The 22,047-nt window shown below is 69.9% G+C and carries 19 protein-coding genes and 4 pseudogenes; 8 read left to right on the top strand and 15 right to left on the bottom strand.

Going from position 1 to position 22,047, the window contains the following annotated elements:
- Positions 1 to 537 precede the first annotated feature (537 nt).
- The 4 genes from ACIRVF_RS42155 to ACIRVF_RS42140 form a co-directional block, all read right to left on the bottom strand.
- Positions 538 to 750, bottom strand: a complete 213-nt coding sequence (locus ACIRVF_RS42155; RefSeq protein WP_402830321.1) for a hypothetical protein — start codon at positions 748 to 750, stop codon at positions 538 to 540.
- A 671-nt stretch (positions 751 to 1,421) separates the two neighbouring features.
- The gene (locus ACIRVF_RS42150; RefSeq protein ID WP_402830319.1) at positions 1,422 to 1,868 is read right to left on the bottom strand and encodes a heme-binding protein; all 447 of its coding nucleotides are present in this window, start codon (positions 1,866 to 1,868) and stop codon (positions 1,422 to 1,424) included.
- Between the two features lie 50 nt (positions 1,869 to 1,918).
- Complete coding sequence (locus ACIRVF_RS42145; protein WP_402830316.1) at positions 1,919 to 2,239, bottom strand: NIPSNAP family protein; 321 nt, start codon at positions 2,237 to 2,239, stop codon at positions 1,919 to 1,921.
- Between the two features lie 29 nt (positions 2,240 to 2,268).
- Complete coding sequence (locus ACIRVF_RS42140; protein WP_402830323.1) at positions 2,269 to 3,234, bottom strand: NADP-dependent oxidoreductase; 966 nt, start codon at positions 3,232 to 3,234, stop codon at positions 2,269 to 2,271.
- A 130-nt stretch (positions 3,235 to 3,364) separates the two neighbouring features.
- Here ACIRVF_RS42140 and ACIRVF_RS42135 point away from each other — a divergent pair, with 130 nt between their 5' ends.
- Positions 3,365 to 4,345 carry a GlxA family transcriptional regulator gene (locus ACIRVF_RS42135; protein ID WP_402830313.1) on the top strand — a complete coding sequence of 327 codons (981 nt, stop codon included), beginning with the start codon at positions 3,365 to 3,367 and terminating at the stop codon, positions 4,343 to 4,345.
- 882 nt (positions 4,346 to 5,227) lie between these two features.
- Here the strand turns inward: ACIRVF_RS42135 and ACIRVF_RS42130 are convergent.
- On the bottom strand, positions 5,228 to 5,920 hold the full coding sequence (locus ACIRVF_RS42130) for a CatB-related O-acetyltransferase (protein WP_402830310.1): 693 nt from the start codon (positions 5,918 to 5,920) through the stop codon (positions 5,228 to 5,230).
- A gap of 120 nt (positions 5,921 to 6,040) precedes the next feature.
- Positions 6,041 to 7,472 (bottom strand): annotated as a pseudogene (locus tag ACIRVF_RS42125) (ATP-binding cassette domain-containing protein).
- Between the two features lie 154 nt (positions 7,473 to 7,626).
- Between ACIRVF_RS42125 and ACIRVF_RS42120 the strand changes: the two are divergent.
- Complete coding sequence (locus tag ACIRVF_RS42120) at positions 7,627 to 8,277, top strand: TetR/AcrR family transcriptional regulator (protein WP_402830308.1); 651 nt, start codon at positions 7,627 to 7,629, stop codon at positions 8,275 to 8,277.
- A gap of 724 nt (positions 8,278 to 9,001) precedes the next feature.
- On the opposite strand, the gene ACIRVF_RS42115 is transcribed toward ACIRVF_RS42120, so the two are convergent.
- Entirely contained in the window at positions 9,002 to 9,301 is a 300-nt protein-coding gene (locus ACIRVF_RS42115; protein ID WP_402830305.1) for a trypco2 family protein, read from the bottom strand.
- A 167-nt stretch (positions 9,302 to 9,468) separates the two neighbouring features.
- Here ACIRVF_RS42115 and ACIRVF_RS42110 point away from each other — a divergent pair, with 167 nt between their 5' ends.
- From ACIRVF_RS42110 to ACIRVF_RS42100, 3 genes are all read left to right on the top strand, one after another.
- On the top strand, positions 9,469 to 10,845 hold the full coding sequence (locus ACIRVF_RS42110) for a peptidoglycan-binding protein (RefSeq protein ID WP_402830303.1): 1,377 nt from the start codon (positions 9,469 to 9,471) through the stop codon (positions 10,843 to 10,845).
- Positions 10,846 to 11,411: 566 nt separating this feature from the next.
- Complete coding sequence (locus ACIRVF_RS42105) at positions 11,412 to 12,005, top strand: DinB family protein (RefSeq protein ID WP_402830300.1); 594 nt, start codon at positions 11,412 to 11,414, stop codon at positions 12,003 to 12,005.
- Positions 12,006 to 13,145: 1,140 nt separating this feature from the next.
- Positions 13,146 to 14,282, top strand: coding sequence for a barstar family protein (locus tag ACIRVF_RS42100; protein WP_402830297.1), 1,137 nt, complete (start codon positions 13,146 to 13,148; stop codon positions 14,280 to 14,282).
- 99 nt (positions 14,283 to 14,381) lie between these two features.
- Here ACIRVF_RS42100 and ACIRVF_RS42095 read toward each other — a convergent pair whose 3' ends face one another.
- The 3 genes and pseudogenes from ACIRVF_RS42095 to ACIRVF_RS42085 form a co-directional block, all read right to left on the bottom strand.
- Positions 14,382 to 15,020 (bottom strand): hypothetical protein, encoded by a 639-nt coding sequence (locus ACIRVF_RS42095; protein WP_402830294.1) that lies wholly within the window; start codon positions 15,018 to 15,020, stop codon positions 14,382 to 14,384.
- Between the two features lie 69 nt (positions 15,021 to 15,089).
- A pseudogene (locus ACIRVF_RS42090) lies at positions 15,090 to 15,853 on the bottom strand (site-specific integrase); the annotation flags it as partial.
- Positions 15,844 to 16,035, bottom strand: a complete 192-nt coding sequence (locus ACIRVF_RS42085) for a hypothetical protein (RefSeq protein WP_402830325.1) — start codon at positions 16,033 to 16,035, stop codon at positions 15,844 to 15,846. The gene ACIRVF_RS42085 and the pseudogene ACIRVF_RS42090, both read right to left, overlap by 10 nt.
- Positions 16,036 to 16,334: 299 nt before the next feature.
- Here ACIRVF_RS42085 and ACIRVF_RS42080 point away from each other — a divergent pair, with 299 nt between their 5' ends.
- Positions 16,335 to 16,619 carry a hypothetical protein gene (locus tag ACIRVF_RS42080; protein ID WP_402830291.1) on the top strand — a complete coding sequence of 95 codons (285 nt, stop codon included), beginning with the start codon at positions 16,335 to 16,337 and terminating at the stop codon, positions 16,617 to 16,619.
- 572 nt (positions 16,620 to 17,191) lie between these two features.
- Positions 17,192 to 17,545 carry a hypothetical protein gene (locus ACIRVF_RS42075; protein ID WP_402830289.1) on the top strand — a complete coding sequence of 118 codons (354 nt, stop codon included), beginning with the start codon at positions 17,192 to 17,194 and terminating at the stop codon, positions 17,543 to 17,545.
- A gap of 128 nt (positions 17,546 to 17,673) precedes the next feature.
- On the opposite strand, the pseudogene ACIRVF_RS42070 reads toward ACIRVF_RS42075, so the two are convergent.
- From ACIRVF_RS42070 to ACIRVF_RS42055, 4 genes and pseudogenes are all read right to left on the bottom strand, one after another.
- Positions 17,674 to 17,936: pseudogene (locus ACIRVF_RS42070) on the bottom strand (transposase); the annotation flags it as partial.
- A 24-nt stretch (positions 17,937 to 17,960) separates the two neighbouring features.
- Positions 17,961 to 18,206: pseudogene (locus ACIRVF_RS42065) on the bottom strand (class I SAM-dependent methyltransferase); the annotation flags it as partial.
- Positions 18,207 to 18,889: 683 nt separating this feature from the next.
- Positions 18,890 to 19,294 (bottom strand): hypothetical protein, encoded by a 405-nt coding sequence (locus ACIRVF_RS42060; protein ID WP_402830287.1) that lies wholly within the window; start codon positions 19,292 to 19,294, stop codon positions 18,890 to 18,892.
- A 6-nt stretch (positions 19,295 to 19,300) separates the two neighbouring features.
- The gene (locus ACIRVF_RS42055; RefSeq protein ID WP_402830285.1) at positions 19,301 to 19,636 is read right to left on the bottom strand and encodes a hypothetical protein; all 336 of its coding nucleotides are present in this window, start codon (positions 19,634 to 19,636) and stop codon (positions 19,301 to 19,303) included.
- A gap of 421 nt (positions 19,637 to 20,057) precedes the next feature.
- On the opposite strand from ACIRVF_RS42055, the gene ACIRVF_RS42050 reads away from it, so the two are divergent.
- A complete protein-coding gene (locus tag ACIRVF_RS42050; protein ID WP_402830283.1) occupies positions 20,058 to 21,377 on the top strand; it encodes an MATE family efflux transporter in 1,320 nt (439 codons plus the stop codon).
- A 24-nt stretch (positions 21,378 to 21,401) separates the two neighbouring features.
- On the opposite strand, the gene ACIRVF_RS42045 is transcribed toward ACIRVF_RS42050, so the two are convergent.
- The gene (locus tag ACIRVF_RS42045) at positions 21,402 to 21,566 is read right to left on the bottom strand and encodes a hypothetical protein (RefSeq protein WP_402830281.1); all 165 of its coding nucleotides are present in this window, start codon (positions 21,564 to 21,566) and stop codon (positions 21,402 to 21,404) included.
- Positions 21,567 to 22,047 lie beyond the last annotated feature (481 nt).

Raw genomic sequence — 22,047 nt, 5'->3', positions numbered from 1 at the left:
GGGCATCGCCGCGCACCCCGGTCGAGGCGCTCACCCGGGTTCAACGACCGGGCACGGCCTCGGTCACCAGGACGGCGGCGACGGCCTGGGCGGGAGTCCGGGCGCCGGACGGGAGTGCGGGCCCAGGCAGCTCTTTGACGGGGGCGGGCAACGACCTCCAGCAGCCATCCTGTCCGACGGTCCGCCGGACGACCGGCCGTGGTGATCACCTCGGCGTCCGGGGTGGGGGAATGGGCCGGGTGACCAGCATTCAGCCGCGCGGTATCGGCTCCCTGGTCCCGCCAGCCGCACCCGGGCAACGCCCGCCGAGCAAGCGCCGCGAGCGCCGGGGCACACGCGGCGGGGTCTGCCGAGGTCGTGGTCGCCAGCCGGCGGTGCTGCTCTTCAGGGTGGGCGCGCATCCCCGGTCCTGGGATGCGCGCCCGCGCCGACTACGGAACGGGGGGAGCCGTAGTCGCCTGACCACCATAGCGGACCGCGGTCATGACAAAAGATAGGTAAGGGAGACGAGGACAACCCCGACACCGGCCATCGTCCTCAGCGTCGAGGGGGCACGCTTGCGTAGTAGTAGAGCGCGATGTCATCCGGATGGTGCGTGCGCCGCTCACTGCCACCAACTTCCACCAGCTCCAGGTGGACGGTGTCGAGCGGATGCGGAGTGATGACGAAAGGCCCGTCGCCGTTCTGAGACCACACGTGATCCCCGAACCCAACCTTGCGGCCTTCCCTCGTGCGGAATTTCGCTGCCATGGGCCATGGGTACCACGTCCCGTTGCCCGGAAGGAACCCTGCCTCTCACTCATCCGCATCGAACGCCGTCTCCCTACTGCGTCACAACGTCTACGACCTGAGGTCAGGTCAGGCATTCTCCTGGGCCGTCGCCTCAGAGCCGAGGGGGCGGTAGTGGGCGGTCCAGGCGTCAGCAGGGCCTGTCCTACGGAGCCTTCATGCGCAGCAGCCGACGGTGGTCCGGCTCGGCCTTCCCGCACCAGACGCGCCACCATCCCCGCCGCCCGCGCCACCCGCCTCACCCAACTCGGCATGCGCTGGGAGTAGCCGAACACGGGCCGGTGCAACGCGCCCGCTGCAACAGGGCGGTGCAACGGGCCCGCTGCAACACGGCCCAGCCACCCTTCGGAAAAGATGAATGCCCAGGTCAGGGATGCAACACGGTCGCGCTGCACCCCGCGTTGCACCCCGCGCTGCACCCCGCGTTGCACCCAGACCGGCCACCAGGCCGCCCGTGCCGCCGAGCACTGCCACCGGGAGTACGGCGCAACCAGCGTCCCGCAGTGAGATCCCTGGGGACGTAGTTTCCCGCCAGACACGGTCCCCAGCCGGTCGGAGAACCCGCCCGCACTACATGAGTGGACCGGGCGCTTGTGACGATCTACGCCACAGGACCACACTCCGGTGGCCGGTCAGTGACCGGGCGGGTCGAACCCAAGGGCGGCCAGGGCTTCCTCGGCGGCCTGCTGGTCCTGCTCGTAGTCGCCGCCGGAGATCCCCAGCCCCCCGATGTACCGGCCGTTCTCGATGATCGGGTAGCCGCCGCCGACGGCCATCACACGAGGGTGGCCGCCCAGCGGCGCGATTTGCGGGTTGCCGAGCAAGTCGTTCCACGTATGGGTGGGGATGCGGAATGAGACCGCGGTCCAGGCCTTGTCGACGGCGACCTCGGCGGTGAGGAAGGGCGCGTCGTCGGCCCGATCGAACGCCTTCAGATGTCCGCCCTGGTCGGTGACGGCGACGGCCGCCGTGAAGCCGATCCGGGCAGCGGCGGTGTGTACTGCCGCGATGAGTGCGCCGGCGGCGGCCTGGGTGATGGACGAGGCGGGGGCCGACTTCTGGACTGTGACGGTGCTCATGAATGGTCCTCTATTGCTGTGCGCGTCGGGTGGAGGGGCCGCAAGCCAGGTCACCGCAGGGGTGAGGCCAGGGTGGGGACCACGCGGGCGACGACGGACTTCTCGGGGATCAGCAGGCCGTAGACGACCGGGCCGATCTCGTTCTTCCAGCGGTCGTGCTCGTACACGGCTGTGTACAGGGCCTCGCTCTGGGCCTCGTCCTCGAACCGGCGGATCCACACGTAGCCGTCCTCGTCCTGGGCATCGACGAAGGAGGCGGTCACGTCCATGCCCAGCGAGGCCTGGAACGGGATGACCACGTCCTCCATGTAGCGCACCCATTCCTCGCGGCGTCCGGGCTGGGCTTGGTAGCGGCGGATCTCGTAGTGCACGGCACACTCCGAACTGCTTGTGATGATGGTCAGTCGGTCACGGTCAGGACGACCTTGCCGCGGGTGCGGCCGGCCTCGACGCGGGCGTGGGCCGCGCCGACCTGCTCCAGCGGGAACGTCTCCTCCACCTCGACGGCGACCTCGCCGGCGTCGATCAGGTCGGCGATCGTTGTCAGCGCCGCGCCGTCCGGCTCGACCAGGTACGGGGTGACGAGCACGCCGGCTGCCTCGGCGGCCGCGGCCAGTTCCGGGGAGACGCCGGCCGGTACGGCGACCAGCAGGCCGCCCGGGCGCAGGACCTTCAGCGAGCGGGTGCTGGTCCGGTCGTGGGCGTCGCCCACCAGGTCGATGACGACGTCGACGTCCTCCACGACGTCCTCGAAGCGGGTGGTGGTGTAGTCGATGGTCTCGTCGGCGCCGAGTTCCTTGAGCCAGGGGTGGCGTGTGGGGCTGGCGGTGGCGATCACGTGGGCGCCCAGGTGCCGGGCGAACTGGACCGCGAAGTGGCCCACCCCGCCGGCGGCGGCCGTAATCAGGACGCGCTGGCCGGCCTGGACGTGAGCGGTGTCGACCACGGTCTGCCAGGCAGTCAGCGCCGCCAGGGGCACGGCGGCCGCGTGCGCGTGGTCGAGGGTGGCCGGCTTGCGGGCCCACTGCCGGGCCGGGGCGGTGACGTACTCGGCGTAGCCGCCGGCGGCGCGCGGGAACCACGGCATGCCGTAGACCTCGTCGCCGACCTTCAGGGTGGTGACGCCGAAGCCGACCGCCTCGACGACGCCGGACACGTCCCAGCCCAGGATCAGCGGGAACGTCTGCAGCCCCGCCATGCCCTGGCCCTCGCGGGTCTTCCAGTCCACCGGGTTGATCCCGGCGGCGTGCACTCGTACCAGCACCTCGGTCGGCAGCGGCACCGGGCGCGCGACCTCCTCGATGGTCAGCACCTCCGCTCCGCCGAACTCCGTGACGGTGACAGCCCGCATGGTGTTGTCGCTCATGTTGTCCTCGCTCATGTCCGTCTCACTGTTTCTTCCGCCTGAGGACCGCGGTCCCGGCACAAGAAAGAGTGGCGTGTACCCGCAGAGGCGGATGAGTGGCTGGGAAGACATCTGTCGTACCATTCCAGCCATGACCCATCGTGTTGTCGTTCTCGCCCTCGACGGAGTCCTGCCGCTGGATCTGGGCATCCCCGCCCGGGTGTTCAACGAGGCCTGTGAACCGGACGGGACTCGTCTGTACTCCGTCGTCACCTGCTCCCTCGGCGGCCGGCCGGTACGCACACACGAGGACTACCGGATCGTCGTCGACCACGATGAGTCGGTGCTGGAGACCGCGGACACTGTCGTTCTGGCCACCCAGGAGCCCAGCGAGCACCTGCTCGCGACCGGCACGCTCCCCGAGGAACTCGCCGCGGCGCTGGACCGGATCGGGCCGCAAACCCGCATCGTCAGCCTGTGCACCTCGGCCTTCCTGCTCGCAGCGGCCGGTCTGCTGGACGGCCAACGGGCCACCACCCATTGGGCGCTGTGTGACGCGCTGGCGCGGCTGTTTCCCGACGTCGATGTTGATCCGGACGTCCTGTTCATCGACAACGGACGCATCCTTACGTCCGCCGGTGGAGCGGCCGGCATCGACCTGTGCCTGCACCTGGTCCGTCTCGACCACGGGGCGGCGGTGGCCTCGGCCGCCGCGCGGCGCTGCGTCGTGGCGCCGTGGCGCGAGGGCGGGCAGGCCCAGTTCATCGAGCACCCGGTTCCGCAGGACACCGACCGTTCCACTTCGGCGACCCGGCAGTGGGCGCTGGACCGGCTGGCCGAGCCGGTCACACTGGAGGACATGGCCCGGCACGCGCACATGAGCGAGCGCACCTTCACCCGGCGGTTCCGCAGTGAGGTGGGCAGCAGCCCGCTGAAGTGGCTTGCGCAGCGGCGGCTGGCGCACGCCCGCCTGCTGCTGGAGTCCACCGATCTGACCGTCGCGCGGATCGCGACCACCTGCGGCTTCGGTGACCCCGTCGCCCTGCGCAAGCACTTCCACACGCACCTGGGCCTGTCACCACTGGCCTACCGTCGCGCTCACAACGCACCGAAGCCGATGACGGCACAGTGACCACCGAGCCGGGTCGGGGCCGCGACAGGTCGTGGCCCGCGTGGTGGTGGAATCTCCGTGTGCTGACGTTCCGTCGGAGCGAGGTTCCCGGACTGGGATTCGCAGGGCGGCCCGCTGCCGGTCTCGGCGCAGGTGGCGGCAAGGGGAACGCGTCGGCGACCGAGCACTCGAAGGGGCTGGACAGCAACTGCCAAGTCGCTGACCAGGACCTACCTCAAGATCGCTGCTACACCACTCGGCGGGACGCCATCCTGCGACAACGCCCCACCCGTCACTGGAGATCAGCCTCGGCCTGTCCATGGCCAACAGCCCTAGCTAGTACTCCAGCAGGACTTCGACGTTTTGCCTGCTCAGAGGCCGCGCTGGGTAAGCGTAGCGGGATGATTTTCGCCAGGGGCGGTCTTCATGAGACCGCCCCTCAATCGTGTGCAGCCGACGTTGGTAGTGACAGCGACAGGGCAGTCTCTCGTCGTGATCAACGAGCCTTCGGCCGAGACTTGGGACAACGAACTCTAAGAAGCGATTCCCAAACCGAAGGTAGGGTCACGTTTTCCCAGGTGAGGTGTGTGGCCGCCACTCGGTAGGCACGCTCGGAGCGTCGTGTCGGTGCGGGGCGTGGTCGGAGGTGGCGGATGCCGTCGGTGCTGGGAGTGCTGGAGAGGCGCGAGCGGGTGGCGCTGGCCCGGGCGGAGGAACTGCGGGCCGAGTTGGAGGGGCTTCAGGCCGCCGTGGCCGAGGCGGATGAGGCCGCGCGGCGCGCGGTCATCGCGCGGGAGGGGTGGGGCGAAGCAGGCATGCGGACACCTCGATATTCGGTGCTGGACGGGTGGGTCGCGGACAGGAGGGCGGGTCTTCGCGCAGGTCGTCCTGGGCCGGGTTCGTTCAACGGTCGTTGGGGCTCGGGGTCGTGGGGTCGAGACGTTCTGTTTCCGCGTGCCCGGGCGCCGCGTTCTGCAGGTCGTCGATGCTGCCGGACATGATCGTGCGGATGTGTTCGGTGATGTGCTGGAGTGGCCAGTCCCACCAGGCCACGGCGAGGAGGCGGTCGATGTCGGCGTCGCTGTAGCGGCGGCGGATGAGGCGGGCGGGGTTGCCGCCGACGATGCCGTAGTCGGGGACGTCGTCGACGACGACGGAGCCGGAGGCGATGATCGCTCCGTGGCCGATGCGGACGCCGGGCATCACCATGGACCGATAGCCGAACCAGACGTCATGGCCCACCACGGTGTCGCCTCGTCCGGGCAGGCCGGTGATGAGGTCGAAGTGCTCGGACCAGGAACCGCCCATGATCGGGAAGGGGAATGTGGAGGGGCCCTCCATGCGGTGGTTGGCGCCGTTCATGATGAACCGCACGCCCTCGCCCAGCGCGCAGAATTTTCCGATGACCAGCCTTTCCGGCCCGTAGTGGTACAGCACGTTGCGGGTCTCGAAGGCGGTCGGGTCATCGGGATCGTCGTAGTAGGAGAAGTCTCCGACCTCGATCAGCGGCGAGGTGATCAGCGGCTTCAGCAGCACCACCCGCGGCTGTTCGGGCATCGGGTGCACCACGGTCGGGTCGGCGGGGACAGGAGGCATCACGGATTTTGTCCTTCCTGAGCGATGTCTGTGGGTGTCTGTGGGTGTGCGGGTTCGGAGGACCTCAGCATGTGGCGGCGGACGTATCAGTCGCCTGCACGGCCAGAGATGGGCGCCCCGTCAGTGCCGACGCAGCCGGCGATCATGGCTGACGATGACGGGCGTGCCGGTGTACCCGGTCAGAGCGGTTTCCAGCTCCTCGGCGAGGGCGGGCGAGAGATGGTTGGTTGGTTCGTCGAGCAACAGGACGTCCGACGGCGCACTGAGCAATCGCGCCAGGGCCAGACGCTGCAGCCGCCGGTGGACAGCCGGCCGACCGGAACCGCGAGCTGGTCACGGTCGAAAAGGCCGAGGGACAGCAGTTGTTCGGCGTGTTCCCGGCCAGGACGCGCAGCAGCGTGCTCTTGCCCGCTCCGTTCGGCCCTGTGATCCGGAGGTGCTCGCCCGCCGTGACGGACAGGCAGGTGCGGGCAAGCCGGTCCGTGACGGCGATGTCGGCGCCGTCGAGTACGACGCCCGGTAGGCGGCGGGTCCGCAGTACAGGGGTGAAGCGCAGTGGCTCCGGCGGGGGCGGGACAGGGTCGGCAAGGAGGCGGCGCAGCCGTTCCTCGGCGTTGCGTACCCGGCTGGCCAGCGATTGCTGCACGCGGCCGCCCGCCCGGTCGTAGGCCGACTTGTTGCCGTCCTTCATCGGACGCCCCGGGGCCACCTGGCGGGCGGTGGTCGCGGCGGCTTCGTGGAGCCGGTCGGTGTCGGCCCGCCACTGGTCGTGCGCCTGGGTCCAGCGCTGCCGGGCAGCCGTCTTCTCGGCGAGGTAGCCGGTGCAACCGTTGCCATAGTGCACGAGGCGACGCGTATCGGAGTCCACCTCCCACAGGCTGGTCGCGACCCGTTCGAGGAGGACCCGGTCGTGGGAGACCGCCACGGTGGTGCCCCGCCGGGCACGCAGGTGGTCTTCCAGCCAGCTCAGGGCCCCGTCGTCGAGATGGTTGGCCGGCTCGTCCAGCAGCAGCACCTCCGGCGCCGCCGCCGGACAGGCCGCCGGTCGTAACCTGACCCGCGCTCTGCCGGACAGGCTGCCCACCGCACGGTCACGGCCCACCAACCCCGGGCCCAGTCCGTACAGGGCGCGTTCCACGTGGGAGTCGGCGTCGTAGCCGCCGCGCAGCTCGAAGACCGTGAGCAGTTCGCCGTATTCGTCCGTGCCGGACTCGTCACCGTCGGCCATCGCGGTCTCCTGACGGCGCATCCGCTGCTCGACCGCACGCAGATCGCTCAGCGCCCGGTCGATGACCTGCTGGACCGTTGTCTGCGCTGCCAGTTGCTCGTCCTGGGCGAGATAGCCGACCCCGCCGGTGGCCTGGAGGAGGACCTCGCCCTGATCGGGCTGTTCACGCCTGGCCAGCAGGGGCAGCAAGGTGGTCTTGCCCGCTCCGTTCTCACCGATGATTCCGGTGCGCTCGCCCACGGAGAGCGAGCAGGTCACCGAGTCAAGAACGAGCCTGCCGTTGAAGGACTTGCCGGCGGCGCGCGCAGTGATCTGTGTAGGCATGCAGGTGCTCCAAAGCATTCGAGAACGAGGGGGCCGTCGAGGTTTGCGTGGCCGGGCGAACGCTTCGGAAGAGCATCGATCACTCCACTAATGCGACAACTGCTGCTTTAAGATCCTGCCATAACGACGACACTCCGAGCAAAGGCATTCAGTGATGACTCCTGCAGACCCAGGACCAGAGGGCGGTACCAGTCGGCCTCCGACCAGCCGTCGGCCCGGAGGCCGCACCGCCCGTATCCGTCAGCAGGTGCTCGACGCAGTCGTCGCCGAGCTCGGCGAACACGGTTATGACGGGCTCACCACCGACGCCGTCGCCGCCCGCGCCGGCGTGCACCGCACCACGGTGTACCGGCGCTGGGGGGATGTCGGCGGTCTGCTCGCCGACGTTCTCGACGCGGCATCCGCCGACGACTGGCAGCCACCGGACACCGGCTCACTGGAAAGCGACCTGGCAGCACTGAACCAGGAGATCCACGCAGCCCTCACCGCAGAACCACCGATCATGTCAGCGCTGATCGCCGCCTCGTTCCGTTCCGAGAAAGCCGCCCAGGCGCAACAGCGGCTCTGGGAGGACCGGTACGCCCGCTGCGAAATCATCGTCAGTCGGGCTGCCCGGCGAGGCGAACTACCACCACACACCGACGCCCGGCAACTGCTCATCGCGGCCACCGCACCGCTGTACCACCAACTGGTGCTCCTTCGTACGACCCCCGACCCGCGACTGCCCGGCCATGCAGCCAGAAGCGCCGCCATCGCCGCGGGCGCCGGTGCCTTCGTCGAGCCGCCGTCAGCAGGCCACGTCTGAGCGGACCTTCGCCAGCTCCGACTGCCTGCGTGCCTCTGTCGCAACGACTGGACACCCTGAAACGCCAGCCCGGAGGTCTGCGGCGGCGGTCGACAACCGGACGGCAGCGCAGCGGCGGCGGCCGGGACGAGCGGGACGGGCGGCGAGCGAGCGGCGGGCCGACGGCCCAGCACCGCCCGGACCGAGGCGGCACACCAGTCGGAGACGGCCGGACGGCGGCCCGGCAGCGGCCCGGCAGCGGCGACGGCACCTGATGGGGAAGGCGTATCCGCCGCCGCGGATGCTTCTCCCGCCGCCCACCCTTCGGCCCAACCCGCGTCGGCGGCAGCAACCTGTCCCACGCGCGGGACAGCGGTTTGGTGCTGCCGGTGCGGGCGGTGGTCGAGATCCGCGGGTGCCTGGCGGACATCGCGGACCTGGTAGCCGAACACCTCGCGGAGTCCCGCGCCGACGCCGGCGGTCGGCAGCTGGATCCGGGCCGGATCGGTGCTGCCGTCGCGGCAGCGGTGGCCGAGCTGCGCGGGCGGCCGGCCGCGCCCGGTCAGCGCTGGTATCCGCCCGATCTCGCCCATCGCGCCTTGCCCGCGCTGCGACCGCGCCGTCCGATCGGTCGGATAGGGCAGGTCAGGAGGGGCGGCTCATGGATTCTTGTCCGCTTCGGAGGGCGCCCGCCGGCGATGGCCCGTGGTGTGCCCCGGGTCCGGCGGGCACCCCGGGGGCGGCGTCACCGCTCCCCTCGGCGGGACTGCCCAGAGACCGTGGGCGGCAGGCCGGTGTCGGCCATCCTCGGATGGAGCGTGAGCCGGACGCGCTGGGTGTCGGTGTGGCCGCGCTTTCCGTCACCACCCAGCTCCACGACCCAGAAGCGCACCCGGGCACCGCCTTCTGCGGACCGCTCCAACGCCAGCGAGACCTCAAGCTCGACCTCGCCGAGCTCGAACTGGATCGCCCGCCCGGCGCCCTCGGCCACGGCTTGCTCCAACTGGGCGCGCAGATCGCGGATGACGTCCGACAGCTCGATCACTGCTCACTCCCAAGAAGTGACGCGGATGGTGAACGAGGCCTCACTATAGTCGTCGATCGGACGTGGATGACGGCCAGTCAGGAAGGACAACTCCTAGCCATGGAAAGCCTGTTCGGTGTTCGATGGCCCGGCTACGGCATTCGCGCGCGGTCGGCGGAGGCGCACCGGTGACGGGGCTGCGTGCAGACCGGGCCGCGGAGGTGATCGTCGGCCGGACCGCCGGCGGGGAGGAACGCGGGTCCGGCTACCTGGTGCGCGACGGCATGGTGCTGACCGCCGAGCACGTCGTGCGCCGGGCGGCCGACATCAAGGTCCGGTTCGAGGCGGACCGGGCCGCCGAATGGACCACACGGGCGCACGTACTGTGGTCCGACGCCCGCTGCGACGTCGCCCTGCTCGCCCTGGAGCGCAACGGCGCGGGGCCCGGACGACGGGTCAGGCCGGCGCGGTTCGGGGCGGTGCGCGAGACGGACACCGATCTGCGCAGCAGCGCGCTGGGCTTCCCCCTGTTCAAGTACCGCGAGGATCCCGGGGGCGCGACGGGCTACCGGGACTCCTGTCATGCCCGCGGGAAGATCGCGCCGTTGGCCGACCGCCGGGAGCGGACGCTGGAACTGCGGGTCCAGGAGCCCGAGCGGAATCCGGACCTCCGGGGTTCGCCGTGGGAGGGGATGTCGGGGGCCGCGGTGTGGGCGCACGGCCGGATCGTCGGGGTCGTCACCATGCACCGCCACGAGGAAGGCTTCGGCACGCTGACCGTCAGCCGGGCGGACGGATGGCTGAGGACGGCCGACGAGGCCGGCCGGCGGGCACTTCGGCGCGCCGGCGTGGCGGCGGCGTTGCGGCCGGCGGTGCCCTGGTGGTGCAACGGCCGGCTGCTCCTCGGGACGGGAGCGGGGACGCTCGCCGTCGCCCTGGCAGCCGGTGTCGGCTGGGCCCGGCTGACGGAACAGCCGCCGCTGCGCTTCCGGATCGTGGGCACGTGCAGTCACGCCGGCCAGAAACTGGGCAACGAGTCGGCCGGCTTCACGCCCGGTGGCCGCTACACCAACGAGATCCTCACCCCCGACGGCCAGGCGCTTCCGCTCGGGGCGTCCGGCGAGAGCGGCACCGTGGCCAAGGACGGCTCCGTGCACTGGAGCTGGCCCTGTGCGAGCACCGACGCCACGGGCACGTACCGGGCCCGGATCACCGACGAAGCGACCCATCGACGCACCGGCTGGGTGCCCTTCACACTCGGCCAACTGACGCCGTACAGCTGCGCGTTCCGGCAGGAGAACGGTCTCTGGTACGCCGGGATCAGCCGAACCACGACCGCCGTCCTGACGCCCGGGACGGGCGACGCGGACGACGTCGCCGAAGCCCAGTGCCTGCTGCAGCGCCTGGGCTTCCCCCTCGGAGCGCGGGACATCGACGGCCGGTACGGCAGCTACACCCAGCAGGCCGTGAGCTCGCTGCAGGCGCAGGTCGGGATCACGCCGGACGGGATCATCGGGCCGTCCACCTGGAAGGCGCTGCGCACCCGTACCCCGGCCGGCGGCTGACGGGAAAGGCAACCAGCGCCCCGCCGGTCGTGGTGCGCGGCGCGAACCCGCCCCCTCTGCACCTCGTCCCGGCGCTCCGGCAGGCGATGACGGGCGTCGCAATCGACGCCACCGCAGTGGCTCCCCTCAGGGGTGCTCATGGATCCCACCCCTCTGGCGGACGACGATGAACCGGGCGGGCCGCCACCATCGACACCGGGGACGAACCGCCATGTGAGTGAGCGCCACACTACCGGCGACGCCCGGGCGGCACCGGCCGCTGTCACGCGCGCCGCTGTCACGCGCGACGCACCCGCGCTTCGATTTCTCGGTCCGCCGCACGCGCCCGTGAACGGCCGTCCATCACAGCCCGTCGGCCAGGGCGACCGCGCGCAGCTGGGCGAGGAGAGGCAGGCGTCGTCGTCATGGTGGAGTCGGGTATGGGAACTGTCCGAATGCCTGTTCGCATCAGGGCTCCCGCGACGATCGGTTCGAGGTGGTGGACGGCCCAGTCGCCGGCTGATGCTTCCGGGGCAGCCGGCAAATTCACGCGATAGCTGTCGGCAGGCGATGCGAGACTCGGCCCCATGAAGCCCAATGATCCTAAGGCCGACCTGCACCGCTACCTCAGAGCAGCCCGCGAAGCCATCATCTGGAAGCTGGACGGGTTGTCCGAGTACGACATCCGCCGCCCCCTGACGCCGACCGGCACCAACCTCCTCGGTCTCGTCAAGCACCTCGCCAGCGTCGAGCTCGGGTACTTCGGCCCGACCTTCGGCCGCCCGCACAACGAATCCCTTCCATGGCACGAAGAGGGTGCCGAGCCCAACTCGGACATGTGGGCACCTGCCGACGAGTCGCGCGAGGACGTTCTCAGCCTCTACCACCGCGCCTGTGCGCACGCGGACGCGACGATCGAGGCGCTACCGCTCGACGCGATGGGCCACGTCGCGTGGTGGGGCGACAGCGGAGACGTGACGCTTCAGCGGGTCATGCTGCACATGACGGCCGAGACGAACCGGCACGCCGGCCACGCCGACATCGTCCGCGAACTGATCGACGGCAAGGTCGGCATGCTGAAGGACAACAGCAACATGGATGGCGGCGACGAGGCGTGGTACCAGGATTACTGGAACCGACTGGAGGCGTCCGCCAAGGCGGCTCAGGCCAAGCAGAGCTGAACGAAGTTCGTTTGGGGGAGGTAGGGGCTTGCCCTGGGGAGCTCGCGCTGCTGCCTGCCTCCCCACCCCCCTCGCATGAGGGTGTCGCCCCTCTGCACGTTGATGCGCGAGGAACTGCGTCATGACAGCGTTGTCCCCGTCTGTGGTCGATCGGAGCGGCGCGCGACCTCGGCAGCGTAGGCGGCCCAGTCTCCGGCGGATGCCTTCTGCCCCCGGACGGCGACTTGGATGTGGATGCCGAGCACGCGGGCCAGTATCGCGGCCGGGATTTCTTCGGCAAGTGCGAGCAGGGGCGATCGGGCCTGACGGGATGTGTGGCGGCCGCGAACGCACCGGCCACGGGCCTGACTGTCAGCCCGAGTCTGGCTGGCCCTTCTTTCCCATTCGCCGGGCCATGGCCGTTGCGGTCTCACGGCTCACAAGCTCGACCCGCCGACGGATGCCACCGCTGATGACGAAGAACCGGGCGCCCTCCCGGTCGTCAGAGCAAGCCCTCCACTCATACAGACCGAGTGCTCCGAGCCTCCAGCCCCAGGGCGGCCCAGAGCGGTCCCGAAGTCCCGAGCGAACTCGTAGCGGTCATGCAGGCCGGAGATTCTGGCAAAGCATGCCGTTGTTCTCGGAGGAGACGAAGCGCGGAGTCGCGGTCACGCCTGCTGCGATCTCTGTCGGAGTCACCGCAGAACCCTGGCGGTCTAGGGCCGGCCACGGGACCGCCGCGTTCATACTGCACGGCTGGTCATGGTCCGGTGCCGCGCACGGCGTTGTCCCGCCAGCGGTCGACCGTTGCGCGTGGTGGTGCCGGTGGCGCCGGGCAGCGGGACCTTCGTGGGCAGGCCCCACAGCATGAGAGCCAGGACCGTGGCGGACCGTCCGCGAGGAGGACGTCGCCCGGCTCTCCCCGTTCGTGCGGCACCACGTCAACATGCTCGGCCGGTACCGTTCCAGCTGCCGGAACTGCCTGGTGGCTTGCGACCCTGCGCGATCTGAGCGCCGCCGACGAGACGTGATCGAGGGCGAACAGCCGTCCTCCGTCCTCCCCGGGCCAGACGGGTCCGTATCGTAGGCACAAAGGCTGCTCACATGTTCGGGGGTTGGGTGCGCACCGCAGATCACGCGAGGTGGGACCGGGGCTTTCCGGTGAAGTACCTCCTGGTTCAGGAGGACGAGGACGGCGTGGAACAGCTCTGGGGGAGGTGCGCGGGCGTCGAAGGGTTGTTCGTCGACCCGGTCCCGCCGCCACGGGAGGTCCTCACCCTCCGCGGATGCCGCCCCGACGGTCTCCTGAGCAACATCCTCGCTGAGCCCGACGTCTCGCTGCGGGGTCTGGGCGACGTGTGTGTCGAGGTCTGGGACGACGAGAAGCCCGTGCAGTGGTGGACTCTCGTCGATGCGGTCGTGGTGGCCCATCAGCCCTACCCGGCCGACGAGGCGCGGTACGACATCGTGCTCGGCGCCGGCGTCAGGAACGAGGAGAGTCTCTTCGGACTGCCTGCGGCGCCGCACTTCGAGATCTTCGCGGGGCCGACGACCACAGCGGCGAGTGCGGGCTGGTGCTCCGCCGTGGACGGCCTGTTCGGGGCACGAGCGGACCCGTCCCCCGTTCCGATGGAGCTGATCGGCTGCGAGCCTGCGGAGCCCCTCCTCGCGGCGCTGCGTCGGCCCCGTCGGTCGGAAAGGGGCTGGGGCTACCTCCTGGTGCTGGACCGTCATGGTGCCGTGATGGCCTCCCGCACCGTGGGCCTGGCCGTCACCGGAGCGCGCCCGTCCGTGCTCGGCGGCACGCTCGTCGACATCACTCTCGCCGATGGTGGAGACGATCGGCCGTTGCCGGCGGCCCGCCCGATCTGGGCGCAGTGGTACCAGGGCCCGCCGGCAGAGCCCAACCTGTGGGCGCCGTACGACTCGCAGGGCCGGGCCGAGTGGCTGGACCTCACCACTCGTGCCTGGCGGGTGCCTGCGCCCCAGCCGGATCGGTCTGGCGGTGAGCACCATCTCGACGGCAGGTTCATCACTGACGTTCCCGGTCTGCACTGCGCGATCGCCGAGGCCCTGCTCGGACCCAGCCGCTACTACGGCCGGGAGTGGAACGCCTTCAAGGACTGCCTGGGCGGTGGATTCGGAGTGGCCCCGCCCTTCACCCTGACCTGGCACGACTCCGAGATCGCACGCCGCGCACTGGCGGACGTTGTGGAGGATCCGCAGGGCCGGCTCTCTTACTTCGAGGAGATCGTGCAACTTCTCGAACGGCGCGGCGTCACGGTCGCGCTACGGTGAGCCGCTGGCACCCGAGCGAACACGACTCCGGGACGGGCTGAGCAGGCTTCAGTGGTCCGGTCGCGCGGGGGTGAGATTCGCCCCGGGCGCCCCCTCCACTCAGGGCCAGTCCTCGGTGATGGGAAACATGTCGGCGTAGGGACTGGGTTCGCCGGTCTGCGGGTCCAGGCCGGCCAGAAGCCGTCGACGTTGCTCGCGCCAGCTGACGAAGGTGTCTGTCTGGTTCCAGAGCGACGCATCGCCGAGCGGGCAGGCATCGAACCGGCCCAGCATCATGCGGGTGATGAACTGGACCATGCCGCACTCAAAAAGGGCCCACGGCGACTCGCCCGACGAGTAGTGCCGCCGCCAGGCTACAACTGGCCACTTGTCCGGTTCGGGGTCGTTCATGAGCCAAGCCATCTCGTTGGCATTCATTCCGGTGCCCCAGGGCAGGACAGCATCAGCACCTGGCGTCACGCCGGGGACACCTGCATCCTCGTCCCAGAGCCTGCGCAGACCGGGCGTCATGCTGCCGATGTGACACCCCTCCCACCCACGCACGTCACTCGGCAACGGAGGCAGAATGACAAGCTCTCCGATGTCGCCTACGCCGTAGGTGTCCAGCAGTGCCTTGTAGTCGTTCGGAAGCCCGGTGCCCAGCAAGGCTTCGGCCGCGGTCCAGTCGATCCGCTCGCCGCCCGCAAGATCTGCTGGTACAAGATCGAGCAATACGGCTACATCGGGATGAATGCCCATGGTGGATCCCCTTGAGGTCAGTGACCAGCCACCTTAGTTGTGCGGGCGTTACTCCAGGGAACCAGGTCGTCAGCGCCTGTTGCTGTTGCCGGGTGCAAGCAGGCTGGTGGCCTCGGCGATTGCCTCCGGGGACGGCTTGAAGTCGCGGTGGACGTTCTCCGTCTTCTTGTGCCGCGACTTCGCCATCAGCATCAGCAGGCTGGCCCCGGCCTCACCAAGGTGAGTCAGGCCGGAGTTTGGCGGTACTCATGCAGGTCCCAGCCCGTGCCCGGTCCGGCCAGCGCGGTGTGCTGGTCGAGGAGCGCGCGGGCCTGGCCGTAGGAGAGGCGGGCCAGACCGGTGTCCGGGCAGCCTTCGCGGGCGGAGAGTACCTTGCCGGGGCCGGGGCGGCGGTGGGTGACGAACACCGGCCAGCGGGTGCGGCCCTTGAGCAGGCGGGGCAGCAGCCGGGCGGGGCGGTGCCAGCGTCCCAGAACACCGTCTCCAGCACGTAGTCGACGCGAGCGGCGCCGCGGCAGCGGACTTTGGGCTGGGTGCCCTCGGCACCGGCGACCGGCCAGGTCCAGCTCCTCGATGTTGACGTCCAGGGTCTCCTCGGAGCGGGCGCACGTCTCGTAGAACATCCGCCACAGCGTCTTCTCCCGCAGGTGGACGTCCCGGCGGGCGATCAGCCGGTCGATCGCCATCTTCGAGCGCTCCGGGGTGTCGGAGTCCGGTGGCGGCAGTCGCTTCACCCAGGTCGGGACCGCCGGCCCGTCGTAGCCGCGCTCGGCGCACCAGCCGGTCCAGGACAGGGCCACACCGCGTCGGGCGTTCCAGGTGTTCACCGCCGAGCCGCGCCCAGGGTCCAGGTGTAGACGGTCAGGCCGTAGATGGCCTCGTCGTCCATCGAGCACAACCCGGGCAGCTGCTCGACGCCGTCCGCGGGAGCCGCAGCGTTGGTGCCGAGGTCGGGCGGGCAGCACCAGCGGGCCCGGGTAAGCCGTCGGATGGCCGGTCGCGGAGGGGCCCACACGCGTCCCGCCCACGATCATCACGTCGAAGCCGTGCCGATAGTGCCTGGCGCGCCTGGACCGGTGCCTCGTGCGCCCCCGAATCCCGCAGCGGCGGGTCTGGAGACACTGCGGTCAAGGCCAGGACGGTGCGGCGGCCCGGGTTGCTCGGGAGCGGTGGGGTTCCGGTACGGGTGCAGTGCGAGTGCGGTGCCGGGGCGCCACCGGTGCGATCGATGACGAACAGTCATGTAAGGATGGTTACTGACTGGTCATCCGATGATCTCCAGTCCGTGAAGCCGCACCACCGTAAGGAGTCACCATGCGTCGACGCATCCCGGCCCTCGTTCTGACCGCTGCCCTGGCCGGGGGTGGCCTGGCGACGGTCGCCCAGGTCGCCGCTGCCCAGCCCGCCTCGGCGGCCTCGATCACCGTTGACCTCAACAAGATGCGCCAGCAGGTCCAGGACCTTCGCCAGAAGGCCAGTCGGCTGGACCACATGGGCGAGAGGGACGCGGCCCGTAAGGCCCGCGCCCAGGCCGACGCCCTGCAGCGCCGGATCGACCAGATCGAGAAGGCCGACCGCGAGACCAGCCACCACTTCTGACGGCCGACGCGTCCTCCGCGCCGCCCGCACATCTCGCGCCGCCTGCCCCGCCCGTTCCCCGGGCCAAGGCAGGCGGCGCAGCGCCGGAGTACAGCAGTCGCTGCAGCTGGCCCTTGAGCGTGTCGTTGACCGACTCGATGAGCTGCGCACCGACTTCAGCAGGGACTCGCCCTTGCGGCACTTCTCGCGTTCGAAGGAAGGGCGGAGCGACTCGGCGCCCTGGGAGGCTGTGCCTTGGCATCCCCTGCCAGCTTGATCTCCGAGATTTTCAGCCCGGACCACTTCCACGCGATCTTCGCCAGCCGGGTGGTGTCACAGCGGTTGTGCAGGTAGACGGTCGTGCTCCACACCCCCGGGTCGCGCGACCACGCGATAAGCCGTCCACGCCCCTGAAGTTCCACCCTGGGGCTGGACACCCGGAAACTGGGACATGTGAGCCTGGAGGAAGCAGATTCAGGTGGGAAGCAACCGGGCGAAGCGGGACAGCCTGGCGACCGACCAGGACGACGGTCACGGCGCAGCAGCGGGCAGTACGAGGCGGCGGGCCGTGTGACGGCCGGTAGCGTGCCGTCGTGACCTCTCCCGCCCTACCCGAGCCGCCGTTGCCGACCCTGCAGCAGCTGAGAGACCTGCATGACTTCATCGACGGTCAGGCCTACGCCGCTCTCGGCCCCGTCATCCGTATTCCGGGCACCACGCATCCTCTTCGGGACGAGCAGCGCACCGTCGTCCGCAACGCCGTCCAGGCGGTCTTCGCTGCTTCCCAACACCTCTACCAGGCGTTGTGGCACTACCTCGGCCATGACCAGCCGGACCCCACCGCCCGCGCCTGTTGGGCCGCTCTCCAGGCCCTCGCCACCCCCTGGCGAGACCACCCCGACCTACCCGATCACCTCCGCGCCCTCCTCAACCCGCCCACGCCCTGACCAGCCGGCCGCGGGCGGCCAGGAAGGCCCCCAGGGCGGGTGCGGGCAGGACAGCTGAGCCGGGCACAGAGGGATGCCCTGGCGGCCGAACAGGACGGCCATCGGCCGTCGTTACTGACTTCGGCTCGTCAGGTTGAGGTTGGGGTGTCGAGGGTCAGGCCGGTGCCGGCTATGAAGCCGTCGAGGGTGTCGGGCCGGTACTGCAGGCATTTGAGCCGGTTGCGGACGAGGGCTTCGAGTCGGTCGAGGGCCATGACGGCGAGGTTGGCGAGGCTGCGCTTGACGTGTGTGCCCAGACCCACTCGACAGGGCTGAGGTCGGGCGAGTACGCGGGAAGCAGGAACACCGTCAGCCAGGCGCGCTGGTCGGTCAACTCCCGTACGGCGTGGGACCCGAGCACGCCGCCGAGGGAGGCTTCACCGAAGTCGAACTCGGTGGCGGACGCGACGCTGAAGCGACATCGCGGATGAAGACGGCGCGCGTTCTCGATCATGCGGGGAGAGAGGTCCACCCCGGATACGTCGAGCCCGCGTTCTGCGAGGTAACCGGTCACCGTGCCAGGGCCGCAACCGACGTCGAGAACGGGCCCGAGCTCGCCCACGGTGTCGGCGAAGGCGTCGATCGACGCCTTGAGCCAGGGATGGCGACGGATGTCCCCCATGCCCGTCGTCACCACCATGTGGGCGTAGTTGTCGGCCACCTGGTCATAGGACTCACGGACGACGTCAAGGTCGGCTGGGCGGTCCATGCGGTGTGCGCGCATCAGCCAACAACAATAGGACGGTGGCCTTATGGCATCCGGAGGCGTGGGTATGACGGTCATCCTGCCCGACGAGTCCCGGCGCGGGCACGGCAGACTGCGGTCCTGGTGATCCACTTCTCCCGATCGGCCTGCCCCATGCCTGTTGCCCTCGCCCGGCCGATCGTCCTGACCAACGCTGAACGTGAGCGACTGAAGAATGGCGGCCTACGGTCACCAGACCACGTGCCAGGCCCGGCAGTGGCCGCGATCGTGCTGCACGCGACCCGCGGGCGCCCCAATGCGCACATCGCCCGGAAGACGGGCCTGCATCTGGACACCGTGCGGCCTGGCGCAACCGCTTCGCCGACGGCCGGCTGCCGGCCCTGGCCGACCACCACGACCAGGAACAGCGACCCAAGCGACCCGCACAGCCGGCGAGGACCGGCGGCCGCCCGGACGTCAGCACGATGACTCGCGTGAGCCCCCCAAGGCGACGTCGGCGCAGCCGCGAGCAGCGGACAGCGAAATGCCGGCGGACCGGACCAGGACGACGACCAGCGAGACAGTGTCTCGCGGGCCGGCGTCGGGTCGGACGGGCGGGGTCAGGGCCGACGGGCGGTGACCCGGAATCGTGCCTCCGGCATCACCTTGACTACGAAGCCGAGCTGAATGACTGTCATTGGCGAAAACAACCATCCGGGTCCGCTGATCATCAGAATGAACAGCAGCGGCCCTGCCAGTGCGATGCCGGCGACAGTCCGCAGGTGCGGGAAGAACCGTAGCGGCGAAAGAGCCAGCAGGATCGCCAGGGAGGCCCCACCGAATAGCGGAAAGAGTACGTACCCTATTCCGACCAACCCGTAAGGTATCTGGTTGTCCGGCGGGAGGAACAGCAGGGTGAGCGCGCCGGCCAGCACGAACCAGCCAACGGTGAAGGCCAGGATGTACCTGATCGCTGACCGGAGGAACCAGCGCAGCGCGCCTTCCTCGCGCGCCTCGGCAGGCATCAGCAACTACCGGGCATTCGAACTTGGCATCTCGTCTCGGCCGCCTGCAACCAGGGGCGCCGTGGCAATCCCGTCGTCTACGGGGAAAGACGTCGCCCGCTCCTCGCCTAGCCTGTTCAGCGCCATCGCTCGACGATACTGCACCACCTCCGTGTTCGGGTACCCGTCCCCCTTGCTCTCCACCGAGACGGAGTGTGTGCCGAGGCTCACCGTCACCGTCGCGTTGGCGGAGAACGTGTCCATCGCGGAGTTGATGCCGTGGATGTCCATCTTGATCCTGTCCGCGGAGAGTTCCAGCGGGTTGATGTTGTGCCATGGCAAGGCGTGCATCTGGAGAACCATGTGGCCAACGTGCTGGACTTCGCCGGCTTCCGGCTGAAGGAACCTGTGTGAGCACACTGTCAGCCTACAAACGTGTCCTCGCGGGCCGAGGGTTCCGTCAGTACTTCCCCGGTGAAAGCGTGTCCAGGTGGTTCGCTGCTTGCGGGGGGTGTTGGGAGTGTCAGTCCAGGGCGCGGAAGCTGCCCACGTCCCCGTTCCTGAGGGCTTCGAGCGGCCCCACGAGCAGGCGACGGCCGAACCACCCAGGGATACCTGAGCCTGTGCCGGTTCGACACGGCAGCGGCCTGAACTGGCCAGCCTCCATGGACATTCCTCGGTGAATGTCGATAGCGTCCCGCAGCCCTTCCCCCCTTTTCCCACTCCAGCCGCCCCACTCCCGGAGGTTCGCATGCTGTCCCTGGCCACGCCTGAAGGAAGGGGCGTGTGGCGCACCATATCGGGCCTCGCTGTTCCACTGTTCGTGGCCGAGTCCCTTGGTTTCGCCGTCCAGCTCGGTGTTGTCGCCGTTCTGGGGCGCATGGGGGGCGACGCCGTCTACATCCGCTCCCTGTACCAGCCGGTCAGCCTCGTCGTCATCGCCGTGACCGTGGGCTTCGGGGTCTCCGACCAGGTCGCCGCCGCGATCAGCAAGGGGGCCGGGCGGCCCCGGGACGTGATGACGAACGCCGCGAGCCTGGCCAGGATCTGGCTCGGGCTCGGCGCGGCCCTGTACTTTGTCCTCGCGATCGCGGCTCCTCTGCTGACCGGTCTCTTCCACGTGGACGCCGAGCATCGGGACACCTTCGTCTCCTTCCTGCGTTGGACCAGCGCCGCCAACCTGCTGGGCGTCGGGACGGAGCTCCTCGCGTCCTGCCTGCGCGGCTACGGGTATGTGCGGCACGCCACCCTTCTCGTCACCTGTACGGCGAGCGTGCGGATCGTCCTCGTGGCCGGCCTCGGGCTCGGTACCGGCGTCGGGATCGCGGCGGTGCCCGTCGCCGAGGCGACAGCGGCCGTGACCGGCATCACCATGGGCCTGGTGCTGCTGCGCCGCACCGAGCTGTGGCATCTGCCGGCCGCCCTGATCTGGCGGCGCGACGTCCTCACCGGCCTGCGCCGCATCGGCTTGCCCATTGCCCTGTCGCTCCTGCTGATCTCCGCGTACAACGTCGCGGTCGTCGGCGTCCTCGGGAGCTACGGGCAGGACGCCGTGGCCGGGTTCACGGTCGTGTCCACCCTGCAGAACCTGGTGCTGCTGCCGGGGATGGTCCTGGGCACGGCCACGGCGATCACCATCAACCAGCTGCGCGGGAAAGGCGACTGGCAGCGCATGCGGGGGCTGATGCGCGGCGGCATCGAGGTCACCGTCGCGGTCTACGTGGCGATCGCGGTGCTGGTGTGGCTGGTGCACGATCCCCTGGCGCGGCTGATCAGCGGCAACGCCGGGGTGGCCGCCGCGGCCGGCAGCTACCTGGGCGCCGTGGCGCTCACATACGCCGTCCAGGGGCCCGTGCTCACCTCGCTGACCGTCATGGAGGAAACCGACGGTGGCTTCCGGGCCATCGTGCTCAACGCCCTCTACTTCGGCCTGATCGTCGCGGTCAGCGCCGCCGCGGCACATGCCGCCGGCAGCGCGGACGGCTTCTACGAAACGGTGGCGTACTGCAATCTGATCGGCGTGAGCGTGCCTGTCGTCGCCGTACGGCACATCCGAAAGCTGTCGGCCGAGGGCACTGCGCGGGCGGCTGCCACGACCGGCTGAGCGAACGCGGACCTCCCCGAGGGCTCACGTCCCGGACGGCGCGGACGGCGCGAGGGCGATCTCGAAGGCCTCGCGACGGTCGAACAAATCGCAGGCGGCGGCGGCCGCAGACAGCGGCAGCTCGCCCGCCTGACGACAGCCCCGACGGTCCAACTTCGCTGCCGCGAACGAGCGTCGGTCCAACTTCACCGGCAAGCCGTCCATCTTCGCTGTCACAGGTCGGCCGGGGTCAGGAGCGGCGCCACCAGGAGCCGCCGGTGTTCTTGCCTTGGCGGCCTCGGCAGCCGCCGCTTCGGCCGTGGCGAGCTGGGCCCGTTTCCGGTCGGACTCCTCCTTCTGGCAGGACGTGCACACCCGCTCGCCCCAGCGGGCCTGGGTCCAGCGCCGCCGGGCGCTGGCCACGGGTGCGGGAGCGGAGCACGCCGCGCCCAGCCACCCAGGCGGCCGCAGTCCGCGTCGATCCGCAGTTGCCGCCCGATCCCGGGCTGGTCAGTAGGGCAAGTGGCGGGCCGTGCCTGGACGGGAAGGAGGAGGCGGAGGATCCGGTCGGCAGTTCGCCGACATGCCGATGGCGGGGAAACACCACGAGGGCCTGGGCCCGCGCATGCGCGGGCCCAGGCCCTCGTGGTCACCTCGGTGGCCCCTGTCCGACCCCGAGGCACGGGGGGAG

This window comes from Kitasatospora sp. NPDC101157 (assembly GCF_044768255.1).
Lineage (GTDB): Bacteria > Actinomycetota > Actinomycetes > Streptomycetales > Streptomycetaceae > Kitasatospora.
The sequence above is the reverse complement of the archived record's forward strand: the minus strand, read 5'-3'. Positions and strand labels throughout refer to the sequence as shown.